At 68.9% G+C, this 17,727-nt stretch carries 16 protein-coding genes; 14 read left to right on the forward strand and 2 right to left on the reverse strand.

The window, feature by feature from the left end; all coding sequences use genetic code 11:
• Window positions 1–44: 44 nt before the first annotated feature.
• Window positions 45–995 (reverse strand): FKBP-type peptidyl-prolyl cis-trans isomerase, encoded by a 951-nt coding sequence (locus MQC88_RS02925; protein WP_243319085.1) that lies wholly within the window; start codon window positions 993–995, stop codon window positions 45–47.
• A 358-nt stretch (window positions 996–1,353) separates the two neighbouring features.
• Between MQC88_RS02925 and MQC88_RS02930 the strand changes: the two genes are divergently transcribed.
• The 5 genes from MQC88_RS02930 (at window position 1,354) to MQC88_RS02950 (ending at window position 4,739) form a co-directional block, all read left to right on the forward strand.
• Window positions 1,354–1,653, forward strand: a complete 300-nt coding sequence (locus MQC88_RS02930; RefSeq protein WP_243319087.1) for a hypothetical protein — start codon at window positions 1,354–1,356, stop codon at window positions 1,651–1,653.
• 3 nt (window positions 1,654–1,656) lie between these two features.
• Window positions 1,657–2,025, forward strand: a complete 369-nt coding sequence (locus tag MQC88_RS02935) for a GntR family transcriptional regulator (protein ID WP_243319089.1) — start codon at window positions 1,657–1,659, stop codon at window positions 2,023–2,025.
• The gene (locus MQC88_RS02940; protein ID WP_243319091.1) at window positions 2,022–2,900 is read left to right on the forward strand and encodes an ABC transporter ATP-binding protein; all 879 of its coding nucleotides are present in this window, start codon (window positions 2,022–2,024) and stop codon (window positions 2,898–2,900) included. The genes MQC88_RS02935 and MQC88_RS02940 overlap by 4 nt, the downstream gene beginning before the upstream one ends.
• The gene (locus MQC88_RS02945) at window positions 2,897–3,955 is read left to right on the forward strand and encodes a hypothetical protein (protein WP_243319093.1); all 1,059 of its coding nucleotides are present in this window, start codon (window positions 2,897–2,899) and stop codon (window positions 3,953–3,955) included. The genes MQC88_RS02940 and MQC88_RS02945 overlap by 4 nt, the downstream gene beginning before the upstream one ends.
• Window positions 3,956–4,046: 91 nt before the next feature.
• Window positions 4,047–4,739 (forward strand): YggN family protein, encoded by a 693-nt coding sequence (locus MQC88_RS02950; protein WP_243319095.1) that lies wholly within the window; start codon window positions 4,047–4,049, stop codon window positions 4,737–4,739.
• 6 nt (window positions 4,740–4,745) lie between these two features.
• On the opposite strand, the gene MQC88_RS02955 is transcribed toward MQC88_RS02950, so the two are convergent.
• The gene (locus tag MQC88_RS02955; RefSeq protein ID WP_243319097.1) at window positions 4,746–6,158 is read right to left on the reverse strand and encodes a class II fumarate hydratase; all 1,413 of its coding nucleotides are present in this window, start codon (window positions 6,156–6,158) and stop codon (window positions 4,746–4,748) included.
• Window positions 6,159–6,339: 181 nt separating this feature from the next.
• On the opposite strand from MQC88_RS02955, the gene purB reads away from it, so the two are divergent.
• The 9 genes from purB to MQC88_RS03000 all read left to right on the forward strand — a co-directional run bounded on the left by purB (window position 6,340) and on the right by MQC88_RS03000 (window position 17,726).
• Window positions 6,340–7,707 carry an adenylosuccinate lyase gene (purB, locus tag MQC88_RS02960; RefSeq protein WP_243319099.1) on the forward strand — a complete coding sequence of 456 codons (1,368 nt, stop codon included), beginning with the start codon at window positions 6,340–6,342 and terminating at the stop codon, window positions 7,705–7,707.
• A gap of 117 nt (window positions 7,708–7,824) precedes the next feature.
• Window positions 7,825–8,226, forward strand: a complete 402-nt coding sequence (locus tag MQC88_RS02965) for a VOC family protein (protein ID WP_243319101.1) — start codon at window positions 7,825–7,827, stop codon at window positions 8,224–8,226.
• Window positions 8,223–9,476 carry a cupin domain-containing protein gene (locus tag MQC88_RS02970; RefSeq protein WP_243319102.1) on the forward strand — a complete coding sequence of 418 codons (1,254 nt, stop codon included), beginning with the start codon at window positions 8,223–8,225 and terminating at the stop codon, window positions 9,474–9,476. The genes MQC88_RS02965 and MQC88_RS02970 overlap by 4 nt, the downstream gene beginning before the upstream one ends.
• Window positions 9,473–10,450: a GNAT family N-acetyltransferase gene (locus MQC88_RS02975; protein WP_425491534.1), complete on the forward strand. Its 978-nt coding sequence runs from the start codon at window positions 9,473–9,475 to the stop codon at window positions 10,448–10,450. Before MQC88_RS02970 ends, MQC88_RS02975 begins: the two co-directional genes overlap by 4 nt.
• Window positions 10,451–11,099: 649 nt before the next feature.
• Window positions 11,100–13,931 carry a 2-oxoglutarate dehydrogenase E1 component gene (locus MQC88_RS02980; RefSeq protein WP_243319105.1) on the forward strand — a complete coding sequence of 944 codons (2,832 nt, stop codon included), beginning with the start codon at window positions 11,100–11,102 and terminating at the stop codon, window positions 13,929–13,931.
• 96 nt (window positions 13,932–14,027) lie between these two features.
• Window positions 14,028–15,248, forward strand: a complete 1,221-nt coding sequence (gene sucB / locus MQC88_RS02985; protein WP_243319107.1) for a dihydrolipoyllysine-residue succinyltransferase — start codon at window positions 14,028–14,030, stop codon at window positions 15,246–15,248.
• A 90-nt stretch (window positions 15,249–15,338) separates the two neighbouring features.
• Window positions 15,339–16,778, forward strand: a complete 1,440-nt coding sequence (gene lpdA, locus MQC88_RS02990) for a dihydrolipoyl dehydrogenase (RefSeq protein WP_243319108.1) — start codon at window positions 15,339–15,341, stop codon at window positions 16,776–16,778.
• A 13-nt stretch (window positions 16,779–16,791) separates the two neighbouring features.
• Entirely contained in the window at window positions 16,792–17,136 is a 345-nt protein-coding gene (locus MQC88_RS02995; protein ID WP_243319112.1) for a DUF3147 family protein, read from the forward strand.
• Window positions 17,133–17,726: an LOG family protein gene (locus MQC88_RS03000; protein ID WP_243319115.1), complete on the forward strand. Its 594-nt coding sequence runs from the start codon at window positions 17,133–17,135 to the stop codon at window positions 17,724–17,726. Before MQC88_RS02995 ends, MQC88_RS03000 begins: the two co-directional genes overlap by 4 nt.
• Window position 17,727 lies beyond the last annotated feature (1 nt).

Raw genomic sequence — 17,727 nt, forward strand, 5'->3', positions numbered from 1 at the left:
CTGGGGGTCCGGCGCTGAACCGCGGGCGTCCGCCGCCCGGGGGCTCAGCGCAGTACCGCCATCAGCTCGACATCGAAGACAAGGGTGGCATTGGGCCCGATCGGACCGCCCGGAGTTCCCTTGGCGCCGTAGGCCAGCTCGCCCGGGATCCAGAACCGGTACTTGCCCCCGACCGGCATCAGCGCCACGCCCTCGGTCCAGCCGGGGATGACCTGGTCGAGCGCGAACTCGGCCGGCTGGCCGCGCTCGTAGGAACTGTCGAACACGGTGCCGTCCAGCAGCGTGCCGTGGTAATTGACCCGCACCCGATCGCTGGGCATCGGCCGTTCGCCGGCGCCCTGGCGCAGCACCATGTACTGCAGGCCCGAAGGGGTCGTGAACACGCCCTTGACCGCCTTGTTCTTCGCCAGGAAGGCGGCGCCCTCGGCCTTGTTCTTCCCGGCCAGCGCCTCGGCCTGCGCCTGCAGCTTGTCCTGGATGCGTTGCGAGAACGCGCTGCGCAGGGCATCGGCCTCGGCCTGGGGCAAAAGCGGCGTGCCGTTGGCGAGCACGGTGCGCACGCCCTGCGCGAACACGGCGAGGTCGATCTCGTCCTTGATCGGCGCCAGCGAGCGGCCCACGTCGGCGCCGACGAGGTAGCCGACCTGCTCCCTCGACACCTCCGGCGGCTTGCCGCCGGCCGGCGCCTTGCCGCTGCGCGCGGCGATGCGCTGCATCAGCGCTTGCGCAAGCGGCTGCACCTTTTCTTCCGCGATCAGCGGCTCGCCGCCATCGAAGGCGTTGCCCACGGCGCGCTGGAACGCCGCCATGTCCAGATCCGGCCCGGCCGGCGCGATCGACTTGCCCACGTCCATCCCGACCATGTAGCTGACCTTGTCGCGGTCGCTGCCCAGGGTCGTCTTGTCCTGCGCCATTGCGCTGGCAACCGCCCCGACCGCAAGCACCGCGGCCGCAGCCCACAGCAGCGCAGCGGAGCCGCGCACCAATGCCTTCATCCGGAAACTCCTGTGATGCGCTCCGGCAGCAGCCCGAGCGTGGGGAAATGCGCCGCATGGCGGCAACACCTATTGTCGCGATGCCGCGCGATGCCGGCAATGCCGCGCGCGGCGATGCCTTGTCCGCGCGTGGGGTGCATGACGCGGCGCCGGCTTCTCCGGCCAGACGGGAAATCGGGCGTGCGGACAGGCCCGGCGCCCCGGCTCGAGGACACAGGCCCTGGCGAGACGGACCGGCGGATCCGCCAAGTGCCCCTGCCCCCGCCTATGCCATCAGTTGGGTCCGGGGAACTTGACGCGACGTGTTTAGGTGTTATAGTTGCATACAACACCAGTTACCCAGAGCAGGACGTTCACCATGAACCGCAAGCTCCAACACACCATGACGGCGCTGTCGGCCACCGCAACGGTCTTCACCATGCTGCTGCTGGCCGGCGGGCCGCCGCTGCCGGTGGCCCCGGCGCAGCCGGCGGCACTGCTGATGCTGTCGACCGGGGTCGCGGTCGGCGACCAGGCCACGCCGGTCGATGCCAGCGCCGACGACGCCGCGGCCGATTCCGCCGGCAGCAGCCGCAGCAGCCACCTGCGCCGCACCCGTGCCGCGCTCGCGCTGCCCTATTTCTCCTTCGCGCAGGGCCTGCGCCGCCTCGGGAGCTGAGCCATGACCGCGATCCAGTGGAGCGACGGCGCTCCGATCTACCGCCAGCTCAAGGAGCGCGTCATCGCGATGATGCTCGATGGCGTGCTCAAGCCCGGCGACGCCCTGCCCTCGGTGCGGCAAGTGGCGGCCGAGTACCAGCTCAACCCGATCACCGTCTCGCGCGCCTACCAGGAACTGGCGGACGAGGCGCTCGTCGAAAAACGCAGGGGACTGGGGATGTACGTGACCGAAGAAGCAGCGAAGAAACTGCTCGCCAGCGAGCGCGAGCGCTTTTTGACCGAGGAATGGCCGATGGTGCTCGAGCGCATCCAGCGCCTGGGCCTGCGCGCCAACGAGCTGTTGAAGTCCGCCCAGGGAGGCACGCAATGAACGTCGCCAGCAACAACGCCAGCGTCGTCCGCGCGCGCGGCCTGCGCAAGGCCTACAAGAACAAGCTCGCGCTCGACGGCGCCAGCTTCCAGATCCCGGCCGGTCGCATCGTCGGCCTGATCGGTCCCAACGGCGCCGGCAAGACCACTGCGCTCAAGGCGATCCTCGGCCTGATCCCGTTCGAGGGCGAGCTGAGCGTGCTCGGCCGCGATCCGCGCACCCAGCGCGACGAACTGATGAACGATGTCTGCTTCATCGCCGACGTCGCGGTGCTGCCGCGCTGGATCAAGGTCCGCGAGGCGATCGAGTTCGTCGCCGGCGTGCATCCGCGCTTCGACCGCGCGCGCTGCGAACGCTTCCTCGCCCATACCCAGCTGAAGCCCGAGTCGCGGGTGCGCGAACTGTCCAAGGGCATGATCGTGCAGCTGCACCTGGCGCTGGTGATGGCGATCGACGCCAGGCTTCTGGTACTCGACGAGCCGACCCTGGGCCTGGACATCCTCTACCGCAAGCAGTTCTACCAGCGCCTGCTGGAGGACTACTTCGACGAGGACAAGACCATCCTGATCACCACCCACCAGGTCGAGGAAGTCGAACACATCCTCACCGACGTGATGTTCATCCGCGACGGCAAGGTGGTGCTGGAGGCCGCCATGGACGCGGTCGGCGAGCGCTACGTCGAGGTGTTGGTCAACGCCGACAGCCTCGAGGCCGCCCGGGCGCTCAAGCCCATCGACGAGCGCGGGCTGCCGTTCGGCAAGACCGTGATGCTGTTCGACGGCGTGCCGCAGGCACGACTGGCGAGCTTCGGCGAGACCCGTACCCCGGGCCTGGCCGACCTGTTCGTCGCAACGATGAAGGGAACCTACGCATGAACGCAGTCATCGAATCCACCTCGCCTGCAGCGCGCGCGCCGGCTGCCACGCCGCACCCCACCCACAAGTTCAAGCTGCTGCTGCGACGTGAGTTCTGGGAGCACAAGGGCGGCTTCCTGTGGGCACCGCTCGTCGCCGGCGGCATTTCGCTGCTGCTCACGATCATGGCGATCGTGGTCGGCGAAGTCGCCGCACGCAGGGCACTGGCCGACGGCAAGTTCCAGGTCGACGGCGACGTCCGCATCAACGGCCTGGACATCGGCGCGCTGACCAGCAAGCTCGACGCCAGGCAGCTTCACGACCTCGGCAACGGCCTCGACATCAGCATGCTGATGTCATCGGGCTGGCCCTTCATCGTGCTGGCATTCGTGGTGTTCTTCTATTGCCTCGGCGCGCTGTACGACGAGCGCAAGGACCGCAGCGTGCTGTTCTGGAAGTCCCTGCCCCTCTCCGATGCACAGACCGTGCTGTCCAAGGCCGCAAGTGCGCTGCTGGTGGCGCCCGCGCTCGCGGTCGCGGCGGGCCTGGCGACGATGCTCGGGTTCCTGCTGGTCATCAGCGTGGTCGTGGCGCTGCATGGCGGCAATCCGCTGACCCTGGTCTGGGGCACGGGCAATCCGTTCGCGATGGCCAGCAACCTGCTGGCGGGCATCCCGGTGTATGCGCTGTGGGCGCTGCCGACCGCCGGCTGGCTGCTGCTGTGCTCGGCATGGGCGAAGAGCAAGCCGTTCCTGTGGGCGATCATGCTGCCGGTCTTCAGCGGGATCTTCGTCAGCTGGTTCGACCTGATGAACGTGTTCAACCTGGAATCGGGCTGGTTCTGGAAGAACGTCGTCGCCCGACTGCTGGTCAGCGTGGTGCCCGGCAGCTGGATGGGGCACGTGGACCTGGATCGCCTGTCGGCCGATGGCGCCGACCGCGTCACCCAGGTCATCAGCCCGGCCACGACCTGGTCGATGCTGGCGACGCCGGAGTTGTGGATCGGCGCGGCCGCCGGCGCGGCGATGATCTTCGCCGCCATCCAGTTGCGCCGCCGCCGCGAACTGGCCGATTGATCCACGGCCGCAACACCGCCCCGGTCCGCCGGGGCGGGTTGCCGCAAGACCGCGCCGATTCCACCCTCCCCGCATTGCAACGGACCACGACATGAACATCCTCCGCAACGGCACCCTCGTCCTGATACTCGCCGGCCTGCCGCTGGTGGCCGCCTGCGGCCGGCAGCCGCTGCCGGCGACCGACCCAGGCAAGGAGACAACAGCGGCCGGGCCCGAGACCAGCAAGCCGCAGACGATGATCGGCAAGACCGTCGCCAGGGAAATCGACAAGGCCCGCAAGGAGCTGGCGACCGGCAACATCAGCCTCAACGGCCACGACGTCACCATCAACGGCCGCGATTACGCACGCACCGACGACGACACCCGGCCGAAGGCGGAGATCACGCCGGCGGGTGACCTGCTGCTCGACGGCAAGGCTGTGGCGGTAAGCCCGCAACAGCGCGCGATGCTGCTGCAGTACCGCGAACAGATCATCGCCATCGCCGATGCCGGCATGACCCTGGGCAGCAAGGGCGCCGAACTCGCCGGCAAGGCCATTGGCGAAAGCCTGGGCGCGCTGTTCAGCGGCGACACCGATGCGATCGAAAAACGCGTCGAAGCCGAAGCCGCCAAGATCGAGGCCGAAGCCAAGCTGCTGTGCAGGCAACTGCCGCCGATGCTGGAGACGCAACAGCAACTCGCGGCGTCGCTGCCGCAGTTCAAGCCCTATGCAACGCTGACCCGGGAAGATGTCGACGACTGCGCCAGGGACATGGACCGCAAGGGCGCCTGGTCCACCCGGTAGGATTCGTCAGCCGCCATGGATCCCGCCGCGGGTCAACGCTGCGGGATCCAGCAGTTTCTCCAGTTCCGCCGCCGGCAGTCCGCTGTCCTCCAAGGCCACCTCGAACACCGGCCGGCCTTCCCTGTACGCACGCTTGGCGATGGCCGCGGCCTTCTCGTAGCCGATGATCGGGTTGAGCGCGGTCACCAGGATCGGGTTGCGCGCGAGCGCGACGGCGACGTGGTCGCCGCGCACCTTCAGGCCGACGATCGACTTGTCGGCCAGCAGCCGCATCGCGCTGGCCAGCAGGCCGATCGAGTCGAGCAGGTCGGCGGCGATCAGCGGCAGCATCACGTTGAGCTGGAAGTTGCCGGAAGCGCCGGCGACGGTGATCGCCGCGTGGTGTCCCATCACCTGGGCGCAGACCATGCAGGCGGCCTCCGGGATCACCGGATTGACCTTGCCGGGCATGATCGACGAGCCCGGCTGCAAGGCCGGCAGTTCGATTTCACCGAGGCCGGCCAACGGCCCGGAATTCATCCAGCGCAGGTCGTTGGCGATCTTCATCAGCGCCACGGCCAGCGCGTTGAGCTGGCCGGACAGCTCGACCGCATCGTCCTGCGACGCCAGTCCTTCGAACTTGTTTGCGGCCGGTTCGAAGCGCGTGCCGGCCAGCGCCGACAGCGCCTTCGCCATCGCCTTGCCGAAGCGCGGGTCGGCATTGATGCCGGTGCCGATCGCGGTGCCGCCGATCGGCAGCCGCCGCAGGCGCTTGAGCGCGTCCTCGATCCGCGCCTGCGCGGACGACAGCTGCGCCGCCCAAGCGCCGAATTCCTGGCCGAAGGTCAGGGGCATCGCATCCATCAGGTGGGTGCGGCCGGTCTTGTTGGCCTTGCCGAGCGCGCGCGCGCGGCGTTCGATCGTGGCCCGCAGGTGCCTGAGCGCCGGCAGCAGGTCCTCGACCGTCGCCAGTTGCGCGCTGACCCGGATCGCGGTCGGGATCACGTCGTTGGAACTCTGGCCGAGGTTGACGTCGTCGTTGGGATGGACCCTGCCGGTCCTGGAGCCGGCCTTGCCCGCGCGCGAGGCCAGCGTCGCCACCACCTCGTTGGCATTCATGTTGCTCGAGGTACCGGAGCCGGTCTGGTAGATGTCGATCGGGAAATGCGCATCATGCGCGCCGGCCGCCACTTCCAGCGCGGCCTTGCGGATCGCGGCCGCGCGCGACTTCGGCAGCAGCCCGAGGCTGGCATTGACCTCGGCCGCGGCGGCCTTGACCAGCCCCAGCGCACGGATGAAAGCGCGCGGAAGGGGCCGCCCCGAGATCGGGAAGTTGTCCACCGCGCGCTGCGTCTGCGCGCCCCACAATGCGTCGGCAGGCACGCGTAGTTCGCCCATGCTGTCGTGCTCGAGGCGGTAGCGTGTATCGGCATTGGCCATGGCAACCCCCGGAATTGCGAAATCGTCGATCCGCCGTCCTGCTGGCTGCGGGCGACGGCAAGGTTGGCCCGGACGTGGAAAGCCAGTGGAGTCCCGTCTTCCCGTAAGCGAGGCATGGCCAACGCCCGGAGGATAACCCTCCAGCGTTTAGAATGACGCGTCTCCCAGCCGCCCGCCCGCCATGTCCGACGCCCAGCTGCTCGCCCTGTCCCCGCTCGACGGCCGCTACGCCGGCAAGGTCGATGCGCTGCGGCCGGTCTTCTCCGAACATGGCCTGATCCACGCGCGCGTCCGGGTCGAGGTCGAATGGCTGCTGGCATTGGCCGCCGAGCCGGGCATCGTCGAACTGCCGCCGTTCGCCGCCGGTGCGGCCGACCGCCTGCGCGCGCTGGCCGCGGAGTTCACGGTTGCCGACGCCGCCCGGGTCAAGGAGATCGAGCGCACCACCAACCACGACGTCAAGGCAGTCGAGTACTTCATCAAGGAACGCCTGCAGGGCGATGCGCAGCTCGGCCCCGCGCTGGAGTTCGTGCACTTCGCCTGCACCAGCGAGGACATCAACAACCTGTCCTACGCGCTGATGCTGTGCCAGGCCCGCGACGCGGTGCTGCTGCCCGCGCTGGACGCGCTGGTCGCGAAGCTCAGGGCGATGGCGCACGAGCATGCCGCGCTGCCGATGCTGTCGCGCACCCATGGCCAGACCGCCTCGCCGACCACCGTCGGCAAGGAGCTGGCGAATGTCGTGGCCCGCCTGCAACGCCAGCGCGAGGTGTTCGCCGCCCTGCCGATGCCGGGCAAGGTCAATGGCGCGGTCGGAAACTACAACGCGCATGTCGCCGCCTATCCGGATCTCGACTGGCCGGGCTTCTCGCAGGCTTTCGTCGAATCCCTCGGCCTGTCGTGGCAGCGGTACACCACCCAGATCGAGCCGCACGACGGCATTGCCGAGCTGTGCGACGCGATGAAGCGCATCGACACCATCTGCATCGACCTCGCCCGCGACATCTGGGGCTACATCTCGCTGGGATACTTCAGGCAATCGGTCAAGGCCGGCGAAGTCGGCAGCTCGACCATGCCGCACAAGGTCAATCCGATCGATTTCGAAAATGCCGAGGGCAACTTCGGCATCGCCAACGCGCTGTTCGAGCACTTCGCCGCCAAGCTGCCGCTCAGCCGCTGGCAGCGCGACCTCACCGATTCCACGGTGTTGCGCGCGCTCGGCACTGCCTTCGGCCACGCGCTGGTGGGCGTGGAGGCGTTGCAGCGCGGCCTCGGCAAGCTTTCGGTCAACCCGGAGCGGATCGCCGCGGACCTCGATGCGAGCTGGGAGGTACTGGCCGAAGCCGTGCAGACCGTGATGCGCCGCCATGGCCTGCCCAACCCCTACGAGCAGCTCAAGGCGCTGACCCGCGGCCACGGCATCACCGAAGCCTCGATGCGCGAGTTCATCGCCAGCCTTGATTTGCCGCAGGACGCGAAGCAGCGGCTATTGGCGATGACGCCGGGCAGCTACACCGGCCTGGCCGCGGAGTTGGCGCGGCGCGCGTGAGCCTGCGCCGGCGCCGGCCTTGATCCCGTTTTCAGGACGGCGTCGCTACAGTCCCCGCGGACGAACCTGCGACACGTGATCCCCGCGGGCCTTGCGCCCCGACCACCGGGAGCCTGGATGCAATTGCTGGTGAACATCGATGTCGCCGACCTCGCCGATGCCGTGCGCTTCTACGGCGCGGCCTTCGGGCTCGCGCCCGTGCGTCGCTTCGGCGACGACGGCGTGGAACTCGGCGGAATGCAGACTCCGGTGTTCCTGCTGCGGAAGCCGCAGGGCAGCGCGGCCGCCGCCGATTCCGAGCGCGACTACGCGCGCCACTGGACCCCGATCCACTGCGACGTGGTGGTCGACGACCTCGATGCCGCTCTGGTGCGCGCGATCGCCGCGGGCGCGGTGCAGGAAGGCGTGACCCGCGAAGCCGCCTGGGGCCGCATCGTGCAGGTTGCCGATCCGTTCGGCCACGGCTGGTGCCTGCTGCAGTTCCACGGCCGCGGCTACGACGAGATCGCGACGGCATGAGCACGCCGCGCAAGCGCAAGCCGGCGGCCAAGCCGGCGGGCTCGGCGCCACGGGCCTTGCCGTTCGAAATCGACGCCACGGCGCAGCCTCCGCTGGGGATGCCTGCGGCGAATTTCCTGCGCGGCTACTGGCAGAAGCGGCCGCTGCTGATCCGCAATGCCTTCCCCGGTTTCGTCTCGCCGCTCTCGCCCGAGGACCTCGCCGGCCTCGCCTGCGAGGAGGCGGCGCTGTCGCGCATCGTCGCCCACGAGCGCGAGCATGACCGCTGGCTGCTGCGCCACGGGCCGTTCCCCGAGCAGATGTTCCCGACCCTGCCCGACCACGACTGGACCCTGCTGGTGCAGGACGTGGACAAGTGGGATGCCGACATCGCCGCCCTGCTTCCGGCGTTCGGGTTCCTGCCACGCTGGCGGATCGACGACGTGATGGTGTCGTTCGCCGCGCCCGGTGGCTCGGTCGGCGCGCACGTTGACCAGTACGATGTGTTCCTGCTGCAGGCGCAGGGCCATCGGCGCTGGCAGGTCGATGCGTCCGAGTCGATGGGCAGGGGCGCGCCGCCGGTGCATTTCCGGCTCGATACCGAACTCAGGCTGCTGCAGCGCTTCACCCCCACCCACGACTGGGTGCTCGGCCCCGGCGACATGCTCTACCTGCCGCCGGGCGTACCCCACCATGGCGTCGCCGAAGATGCCTGCCTGACGTTTTCGATCGGCATGCGCGCGCCAGCCGCGGCGGAACTGCTCGGCGATTTCGTCGATACGCTGGCTGGGGAAGCCGACGATTCCTTGCGCTACCGCGACCCCGACCTGGTCCCGCCCGCGGACCCCAACGAAATCGATGCCGCCGCGATGCAGCGCGTGGTCGAGGCACTGAACCTGCTGCGGATGAACGACCCGGAGCGCCTTGGCGACTGGTTCGGGCGCTTCATCACCACCTATCGCAGTCCCGGCGAAGTCGCCGCTGCAGGGACAACCCCGGCACGGATCGAGACCGAATGGCAGCTGGAACACGGTGCCAGCCTGCATCGGCACCCGTTCACGCGCATGGCCTGGCGCCGGGCCGGACGTGGCGCGCGGCTGTACGCCAGTGGCGAGGAGTTGGCGATGCCATTGCGCGATGCCAGGCGGCTGGCGGCGGCGGCCACGATCGACGGGCAGGCTTACGCCGCGTTGTCGCCGGCCGGTCGCGACGCGGTAATGGCGTTGTATGTCCAGGGCCACTACCAGTTGCCGGCGGACGAAGAGGAATGAACGCAGCCATGGGCATGGAGATCGGCGACAGCGGCGACGACGGCAACGACGGCAGCCAGCCGTTCCGGGTGCTGGTGGTCGATTACGCGCAGGCCATGGCCGAACTGCATGCCGTGCGCGAAACCGTGTTCGTGCACGAGCAGGACGTGCCCGCGGAACTGGAACGCGACGCCCTCGATCCCCGTTGCCTGCACGTGCTGGCGCGGGCGCTCGACGGCAGCGCGATCGGCGCCGGGCGCCTGGTGCCGCCCGAACACCCCGGGGCGCCGGCGCGGATCGGCCGCATGGCGGTGCTGCCGGACTGGCGCGGCAAGGGCGTCGGCGACGCGATGCTGCACGCGCTGTTGCTGCAGGCGCGCCGGCATGGCTGGTACACGGTCGCGCTCAACGCGCAGGTATCGGCGATCGACTTCTACCTGCGACACGACTTCATGCCGCGCGGCGAGCGTTTCATGGAAGCCGGGATCGAGCACCAGGCGATGCAGCGCACCTTGGCCGGCACCACCGCGATCGAGGATCGCGATGCCGCGATCGCCACCACCACCGCGCTGGTGCTGGCGGCGCGCCGCAGCCTGTGCATCTACAGCCGCGACCTCGATCCCGGCCTGTTCGACGCGGCACCGGTGCTGGATGCCCTGCGCCGCTTCGCCGCCGCGGGCGTGCGCGGCGAGGCGCGGTTCGTGCTGCAGGACGCGGCGACACCGCAGCGGGCGCACGCGCCGCTGCTGTCGCTGGCGCAGCGCCTGCCCAGCGTGTTCGCGTTCCGCGAGGTCGACGATCCGGTCGATCGCTCGTATCCGTCGGCGTTCATCGCCAACGACGCCGGCGGCTTCTACTTCCGCAACCTCGGCCATCGCTTCGACGGCGAGGCCGACCTGCACGCCCCGGGCCGCGCGCGCCAGCTGCGCGCGGAGTTCGATCGGATCTGGGAGCGCTCGCGCCCGGTGGCCGAGTACCGCGCCCTGGGGATCTGATCGGACTCGCGGGATGGGCAAAGCCAAACGCTCCCGCGGCGGCAACAGCCTCGGATGACGACCTCGCGCCCGTGAGGTCCGCGCCGGAATCGGGAAAATCCGCCCCGAACCGAGCCGGTGCCCGGCAGGCCGGGGGTGCTGCGCCCTCCTGGCGTCAACCCGTTCTCGAGGCGGGACAGCGCATGAGCCTGGTGGAATCGGCTTCAATTGGAGTCGCCGTCCTGCGGGGCTCGCGGTGCTGCGCCCTCGTGACGACATCCTGTCTCCAGGTCGGGTCGCAGGACGACGACGAAGGGAGCGTGGGATTGCGGGTCTTCGTGGGCTCCATCTCCGAACGCCGGGCAACTGCCTGAGGCTGGTGGCATCGCGTTCGCCGTGGCCCCCGGATCCATTGGCCTGGGTGGCAGGTCCCCGGCATGCAATGGACTGTTTCAGCCGGTGACTGGTGCCGGAAATGTCCCGGTTCCCTGCACTGTGGCGCGATGCGGGCAAACGGGCGTGGTGCAGTGCAGCGCGAAGGGGCTGGGGCTATAATTCAAGGTCTTGCGCGCCGGTCTTCGCCGATCCGCCAAAACGGCCGCAGGATCAGTCGCTTGAAACCAGTTTGCAAGGCTCCACCTCCCCTTCCAACGAGCTTGCCGGCGCCATAGTGGACAGTCTCCTGAAGCAGTTTGCCCAGTCCTCGCAACTCGGCGCGAACGCCGATTACGTCGAGGGCCTGTACGAGCAGTACCTGGTGTCGCCCGACAGCGTCGGGCCCAAGTGGAAGGCCTATTTCGACGGTTTCAAGGGCCGCGAGGCCGGCGACGTACCGCACTCGGCCGTGATCCACGGCGTCGCGCTGGCCGCGCGCCGCGCCGCGAACGGCGCTGCCCCGCCTGCCGCCGGCACCGGCGACGACCGCGACCGCGCCGTCGGCAAGCTCGTGACCGCCTACCGCTCGCGCGGGCACCTGGGCGCCGATCTCGATCCCCTGGGCATGGCCACCAAGCCGGACGCGCCCGACCTGACCCTGGGCTTCCACCGGCTGTCCGAGGGCGACCTGGGCAGCGAGTTCTTCACCGGCGGCGTCGCCGGCCGCGAGCGGATGAAGCTGGCCGACCTGCTGGCCGTGCTCAAGGCGACCTACACCGGTTCCATCGGCGCGGAGTTCATGCACATCGCCGACGCCGAACAGCGCCGCTGGATGTACGAAAAGCTCGAGGCCGCCGCCGGCAACTACCGCCTGTCGAAGGACGCCAAGCTGCGGATCCTCGAACGCCTGACCGCCGCCGAAGGCCTGGAACGCTACCTGCACACCAAGTACGTGGGCCAGAAGCGCTTCTCGCTGGAAGGCGGCGACAGCCTGGTGCCGCTGCTGGACGCGGTCCTGCGCCGCGCGGGTGGCGACGGGGTCAAGGACACCGTGATCGGCATGGCCCATCGCGGCCGCCTCAACGTGCTGGTCAATACCCTGGGCAAGCCGCCGCGCAAGCTGTTCGACGAGTTCGAGGGCAAGTTCGACCATCCCCCGGCCGATCGCGCCCACACCGGCGACGTCAAATACCACATGGGTTTCAGCGCCAACATCGCCACGCCGGGTGGGCCGATGCACCTGGCGCTGGCGTTCAATCCCTCGCACCTGGAGATCGTCGACCCGGTGGTCGCCGGCAGCGTGCGCTCGCGCCAGGAGCGCCGCGGCGACACCCGGCGCAAGCAGGTGCTGCCGGTGCTGATCCACGGCGACGCCGCGTTCGCGGGCCAGGGCGTGGTGATGGAACTGCTGCAGATGTCGCAGGCGCGCGGGTTCCGCGTCGGTGGCACCGTGCACATCGTGGTCAACAACCAGGTCGGCTTCACCACCAGCGCCGCGGAGGACGCGCGCTCGACCCTGTACTGCACCGACGTGGCCAAGATGGTCGGCGCCCCGGTGCTGCACGTGAACGGCGACGATCCCGAGGCGGTGGTGTTCTGCGCCGAACTGGCGTTCGACTTCCGCCAGCGCTTCGGCAAGGACGTGGTCGTCGACCTGGTGTGCTACCGCCGCCACGGCCACAACGAGGCGGACGAGCCCGCCGCGACCCAGCCGTTGATGTACCAGAAGATCCGCGCCCACAAGACCACCCGCGACCTGTACGGCGAGGCACTGGTCGCGCAGGGCGTGCTCGGCGCCGACGCGGTCAAGGCGATGATGGACGCCTACCGCGACAAGCTCGACGCCGGCGTGGTCACCACCGACATCGCCGACACCGGCCCGGACGCGCTGGCGATCGACTGGTCGCCGTTCCTGTCCGGCAAGATCTCCGATCCGGTCGACACCAAGGTGCCGCGCAAGAAGCTCGATGCGCTTGCCACCGCGATCAACGCGATACCGGACAACATCAAGCTGCACCCGCGCGTGGCCAAGATCTACGACGACCGCCGCAAGATGGCGGCTGGCGTGCAGCCCGGCGACTGGGGCTTCGCCGAGAACCTGGCCTACGCCACCCTGCTGGAAGACGGTTACAAGCTGCGCCTGGTCGGACAGGACTCGGGGCGCGGCACCTTCTTCCATCGCCACGCGATCCTGCACGACCAGGCCACCGACGCGTACTACGAACCGCTGCGCCAGCTGCCGGGGAAAGCGGACGACGTCACCATCATCGACTCGCTGCTCAGCGAGGAAGCGGTGATGGGCTTCGAGTACGGCTACGCCACCGCCGACCCGATGACCCTGGACATCTGGGAAGCGCAGTTCGGCGACTTCGCCAACGGCGCCCAGGTGGTGATCGACCAGTTCCTGTCGTCGGGCGAGGCCAAGTGGAACCGCCTGTGCGGCCTTGCCCTGTTCCTGCCGCACGGATACGAAGGCCAGGGCCCCGAACACAGCTCGGCGCGCCTGGAACGCTTCCTGCAACTGTGCGCGCTGGACAACATGATCGTGTGCGCACCGACCACGCCGGCGCAGGACTTCCACATGATCCGCCGGCAGATGCGCATGGCGACCCGCAAGCCGCTGGTGGTGATGACGCCGAAGTCGCTGCTGCGCCACAAGCTGGCGGTGTCGAGCCTGGACGAACTGGCCAAGGGTTCGTTCCAGGAGCTGATCCCTGACACCACGGCCAGCGCGAAGAAGGTCAAGCGCGTGGTGGTGTGCGCCGGCAAGGTCTATTACGACCTGCTGGAGGAAGCGCAGAAACAGGGGATCAAGGACGTCGCCCTGGTTCGCGTCGAGCAACTGTATCCATTCCCGCGCACGCAGCTGGTCGCCGAACTCAAGCGCCACGCGTCCGCCAAGGAAGTGATGTGGTGCCAGGAAGAACCGCAGAACCAGGGTGCCTGGTACCAGATCCAGCACCACCTGCGCGCCTGCCTGCAACCGGGCCAGGTGCTGGACTACGCCGGTCGCGCGCGTTCGCCCTCGCCCGCCGCCGGGCACATGGACGAGCACGTGGCCGAGCAGGCGCAACTGGTCGCCGACGCGCTGGTCAATCCGCTAGATGGCGACCACGTCGCCGAATGATGCCCCACCGCCATTCCGGGCGCGGCGAAGAAACCGCTGCCCGGATTCCATCCCCAGCTTCCCATCCCGTTCGGAACGACATTTAGGACACCCGCCATGGCCATCGAAGTCAAAGTCCCGGTTCTTCCGGAATCCGTTTCCGACGCCACCATCGCCACCTGGAACAAGAAGGCCGGCGACGCGGTCGCGCGCGACGAGAACCTGGTCGACCTGGAAACCGACAAGGTCGTGCTGGAGGTGCCGTCGCCGGTCGATGGCGTGCTCAAGGAAATCCGCTTCGAGGCCGGCGCCACCGTGACCAGCCAGCAGGTGCTGGCGATCATCGAGGAAGGCGCCGCGGCCGCGCCCAAGGCCGAGCCGTCGAAGGCCGAGCCGTCGAAGGCCGAGGCACCCAAGGCCGAGGCACCGAAGCCCGCCGCACCGGCCAAGGCCGCCGCCCCCGCTCCGCCCAGGGCCGCCAGCGGCAACGACCAGCTGCCTCCGGGCGCGCGCTTCGCCGCCGAAACCTCCGGGGTGGATGCGGCGCAGGTCGAAGGCACCGGCCGCAAGGGCGCGGTGACCAAGGAAGACATCGTCAACTACGCCAGCGGCAGGACCGCCGGCGTGTCCGGCGGCGCGCGCCCCGAAGAGCGCGTGCCGATGACCCGCATCCGCAAGCGCATCGCCGAGCGCCTGATGCAGTCGAAGAATTCGATCGCCATGCTCACGTCGTTCAACGAGGTCAACCTCGGCAAGGTCATGGCGATGCGCAAGGAGCTGGGTGAACAGTTCCAGAAGGACCACGGCATCAAGCTCGGCTTCATGAGCTTCTTCGCCAAGGCCGCCGCCAATGCGTTGCAGAAGTACCCTGTGGTCAACGCCTCGGTCGACGGCGACGACATCATCTACCACGGCTACGCCGACATCTCGATCGCGGTCTCGACCGACCGTGGCCTGGTGACACCGGTGCTGCGCAACGTCGAGCGGATGGGCTTCGCCGATGTCGAGAAGGCGATCGACGGCTATGCGAAGGCTGCGCGCGAGGGCGGGCTCAAGCTGGAGGACCTGCAGGGCGGCACCTTCACCATCACCAACGGCGGCACCTTCGGCTCGCTGATGTCCACGCCGATCGTGAACCCGCCGCAGTCGGCGATCCTGGGCATGCACACGATCAAGGAGCGCCCGATCGTCGAGAACGGACAGGTCGTGGCCGCGCCGATGATGTACATCGCGCTCTCCTACGACCACCGCATCATCGACGGCAAGGACGCGGTGCTGTTCCTGGTCGACATCAAGAACCAGCTCGAGAACCCGCATCGGATGCTGCTGGGGATGTGATCCCCGCACTGGCAAGAGCGCCCCTCATCCGGCCCTTCGGGCCACCTTCTCCCCGCTGCGCGGGGCGAAGGGAAGACACAGGAAACGGAAATGGCTGAACAATTCGACGTCGTCGTCATCGGTGCCGGCCCGGCCGGCTACCACGCCGCGATCCGCGCCGCCCAGCTCGGGCTGAAGACCGCGTGCATCGACGCCGCGCTGGGCAAGGACGGCAAGCCCGCCCTCGGCGGCACCTGCCTGCGCGTGGGCTGCATCCCGTCCAAGGCGCTGCTCGATTCCAGCCGCCAGTTCTGGAACATGGGCCACCTCTTCGACCAGCATGGCATCAGCTTCGAGAAGCCGGCGATGGACGTGAAGAAGATGGTCGCCCGCAAGGACGGCATCGTGAAGCAGTTCACCGGCGGCATCGCGGCGCTGTTCAAGGCCAACAAGGTGACGCCGTACTACGGCCATGGCGTGCTGCATCCGGGCAACGTGGTGAAGGTCAGGCAGCACGACGGTTCCGAAGTCGAACTGCACGGCACCAACGTCGTCATCGCCGCCGGCTCGGATTCGATCGAGCTGCCGTTCGCCAAGTTCGGCGAGCACATCATCGACAACGTCGGCGCCCTGGACCTCGAGCAGGTGCCGAAGCGCCTGGGCGTGATCGGAGCCGGCGTGATCGGGCTGGAACTGGGCAGCGTGTGGAAGCGGCTGGGCGCCGAGGTCACCATCCTCGAAGGCCTGCCGAACTTCCTCGCCGCCGCCGATGCGGAAGTGGCGAAGGTCGCCGCGCGCGAGTTCAAGAAGCAGGGCCTGGAGATCAAGCTGGGCTGCAAGGTGACCGGCACCGAGGTGAAGAAGGCCGGCAGCAAGTCGTTTGAAGTCAGCGTCGCCTACACCGACGACAAGGGCGCCGCGCAGGAAATCGTGGTGGACAAGCTGCTGGTGGCCGTGGGCCGCCGCGCCGCCACCCGCGGCCTGCTGGCCGAGGGCACCGGCGTGCAGCTCAACGAGCGCGGCCAGGTGGTGGTCGACGAGCACTGCCACACCGGCGTCGACGGCGTGTGGGCGGTCGGCGACTGCGTGCGCGGGCCGATGCTGGCGCACAAGGGCTTCGAGGAAGGCATCGCGGTGGCCGAGCTGATCGCGGGCCTGCCGGGCCACGTGAACTTCGACACCATCCCGTGGGTGATCTACACCGAGCCGGAAATCGCCTGGGTCGGCAAGACCGAGGAGCAGCTCAAGGCCGACGGCATCCCGTACAAGGCCGGCAGCTTCCCGTTCGCGGCGGTGGGCCGCGCGGTGGCGATGGCCGAGCCGGTAGGTTTCGTGAAGGTGCTCGCGCACGCCGAGACCGACACCATCCTGGGCATGCACCTGGTCGGCGCCAACGTCTCCGAACTGGTCCACGAAGGCGTGCTGGCAATGGAGTTCAAGGGCAGCGCCGACGACCTCGCACGCATCTGCCACGCGCACCCGTCGCTGTCGGAGGCGGTGCACGATGCCGCGATGGCCGTGCACAAGCGGGCGATCCACAAGGCCAACTGACGGGCACCAGGCGGTGAACGTCCAGTTCCTGCTCAAGATCGCGATCACGGTCGCGCTGGTGCTGCTGGCATCGGCGCTGGCCCGTCGCCAAGGCTGGCTCGGCGCGCTGGTCGCATCGTTGCCGCTGACCTCGCTGCTGGTGCTGGCCTGGCTCTATCACGACACGCGCGACCCGAAGCAGGTCGCCGACCTGGCGATGGGCATCTTCTGGTTCGTGCTCGGCAGCCTGCCGTTTTTCGTCGCACTCGCGCTCGCCTTGCGCCATGGCTGGCGCATCGGCCCGGCATTCGCGCTCGCGGGGGCGGCGGGATTCGCCGGAGTTTCCCTCACCCAATGGCTGCTGGCGCGCGGCCCATGAAGGCCGTGTGCGTCTACTGCGGCTCCAACGCGGGTTCGCGGCCGGCGTATGCCGCGCGCGCAGCCGCGTTGGGAACCCGGCTGGCGCGCGAGGGCCTGGCCGTCGTGTACGGCGGCGGCAACGTCGGCCTGATGGGCGTGGTCGCCGACGCCGCGCTGGCGGCGGGCGGCGAAGTGGTGGGCGTCATCCCCGAGCAGCTGGTCAACTGGGAAGTCGCCCACCGCGGCGTCAGCCGCCTCGAGATCGTCGCCAACATGCACGAGCGCAAGGCCCGCATGTTCGACCTGTCGGATGCCTTCGTCGCACTGCCGGGCGGCTTCGGCACGCTCGACGAAATGTTCGAGATGCTGACCTGGCGACAGCTCGGCCTCGGCGACAAGCCCTGCGCCTTCCTCGACGTCGACGGCTTCTACGCGCCGCTGGTGGCGATGCTGGACCGGATGGTCGACGAGCGCTTCCTGCACGCCGACCAGCGGAACGACCTGTGGCACGGCGACGACATCGACGCCCTGCTCGCGTGGATGCGCGACTACCGGCCGGCGCGGGCGGACAAGTGGCTGGACGAAAAACGCCGCGGCGACCTGCGTTGAG

The organism is Cognatiluteimonas sedimenti (assembly GCF_022808325.1).
GTDB lineage: Bacteria > Pseudomonadota > Gammaproteobacteria > Xanthomonadales > Xanthomonadaceae > Cognatiluteimonas > Cognatiluteimonas sedimenti.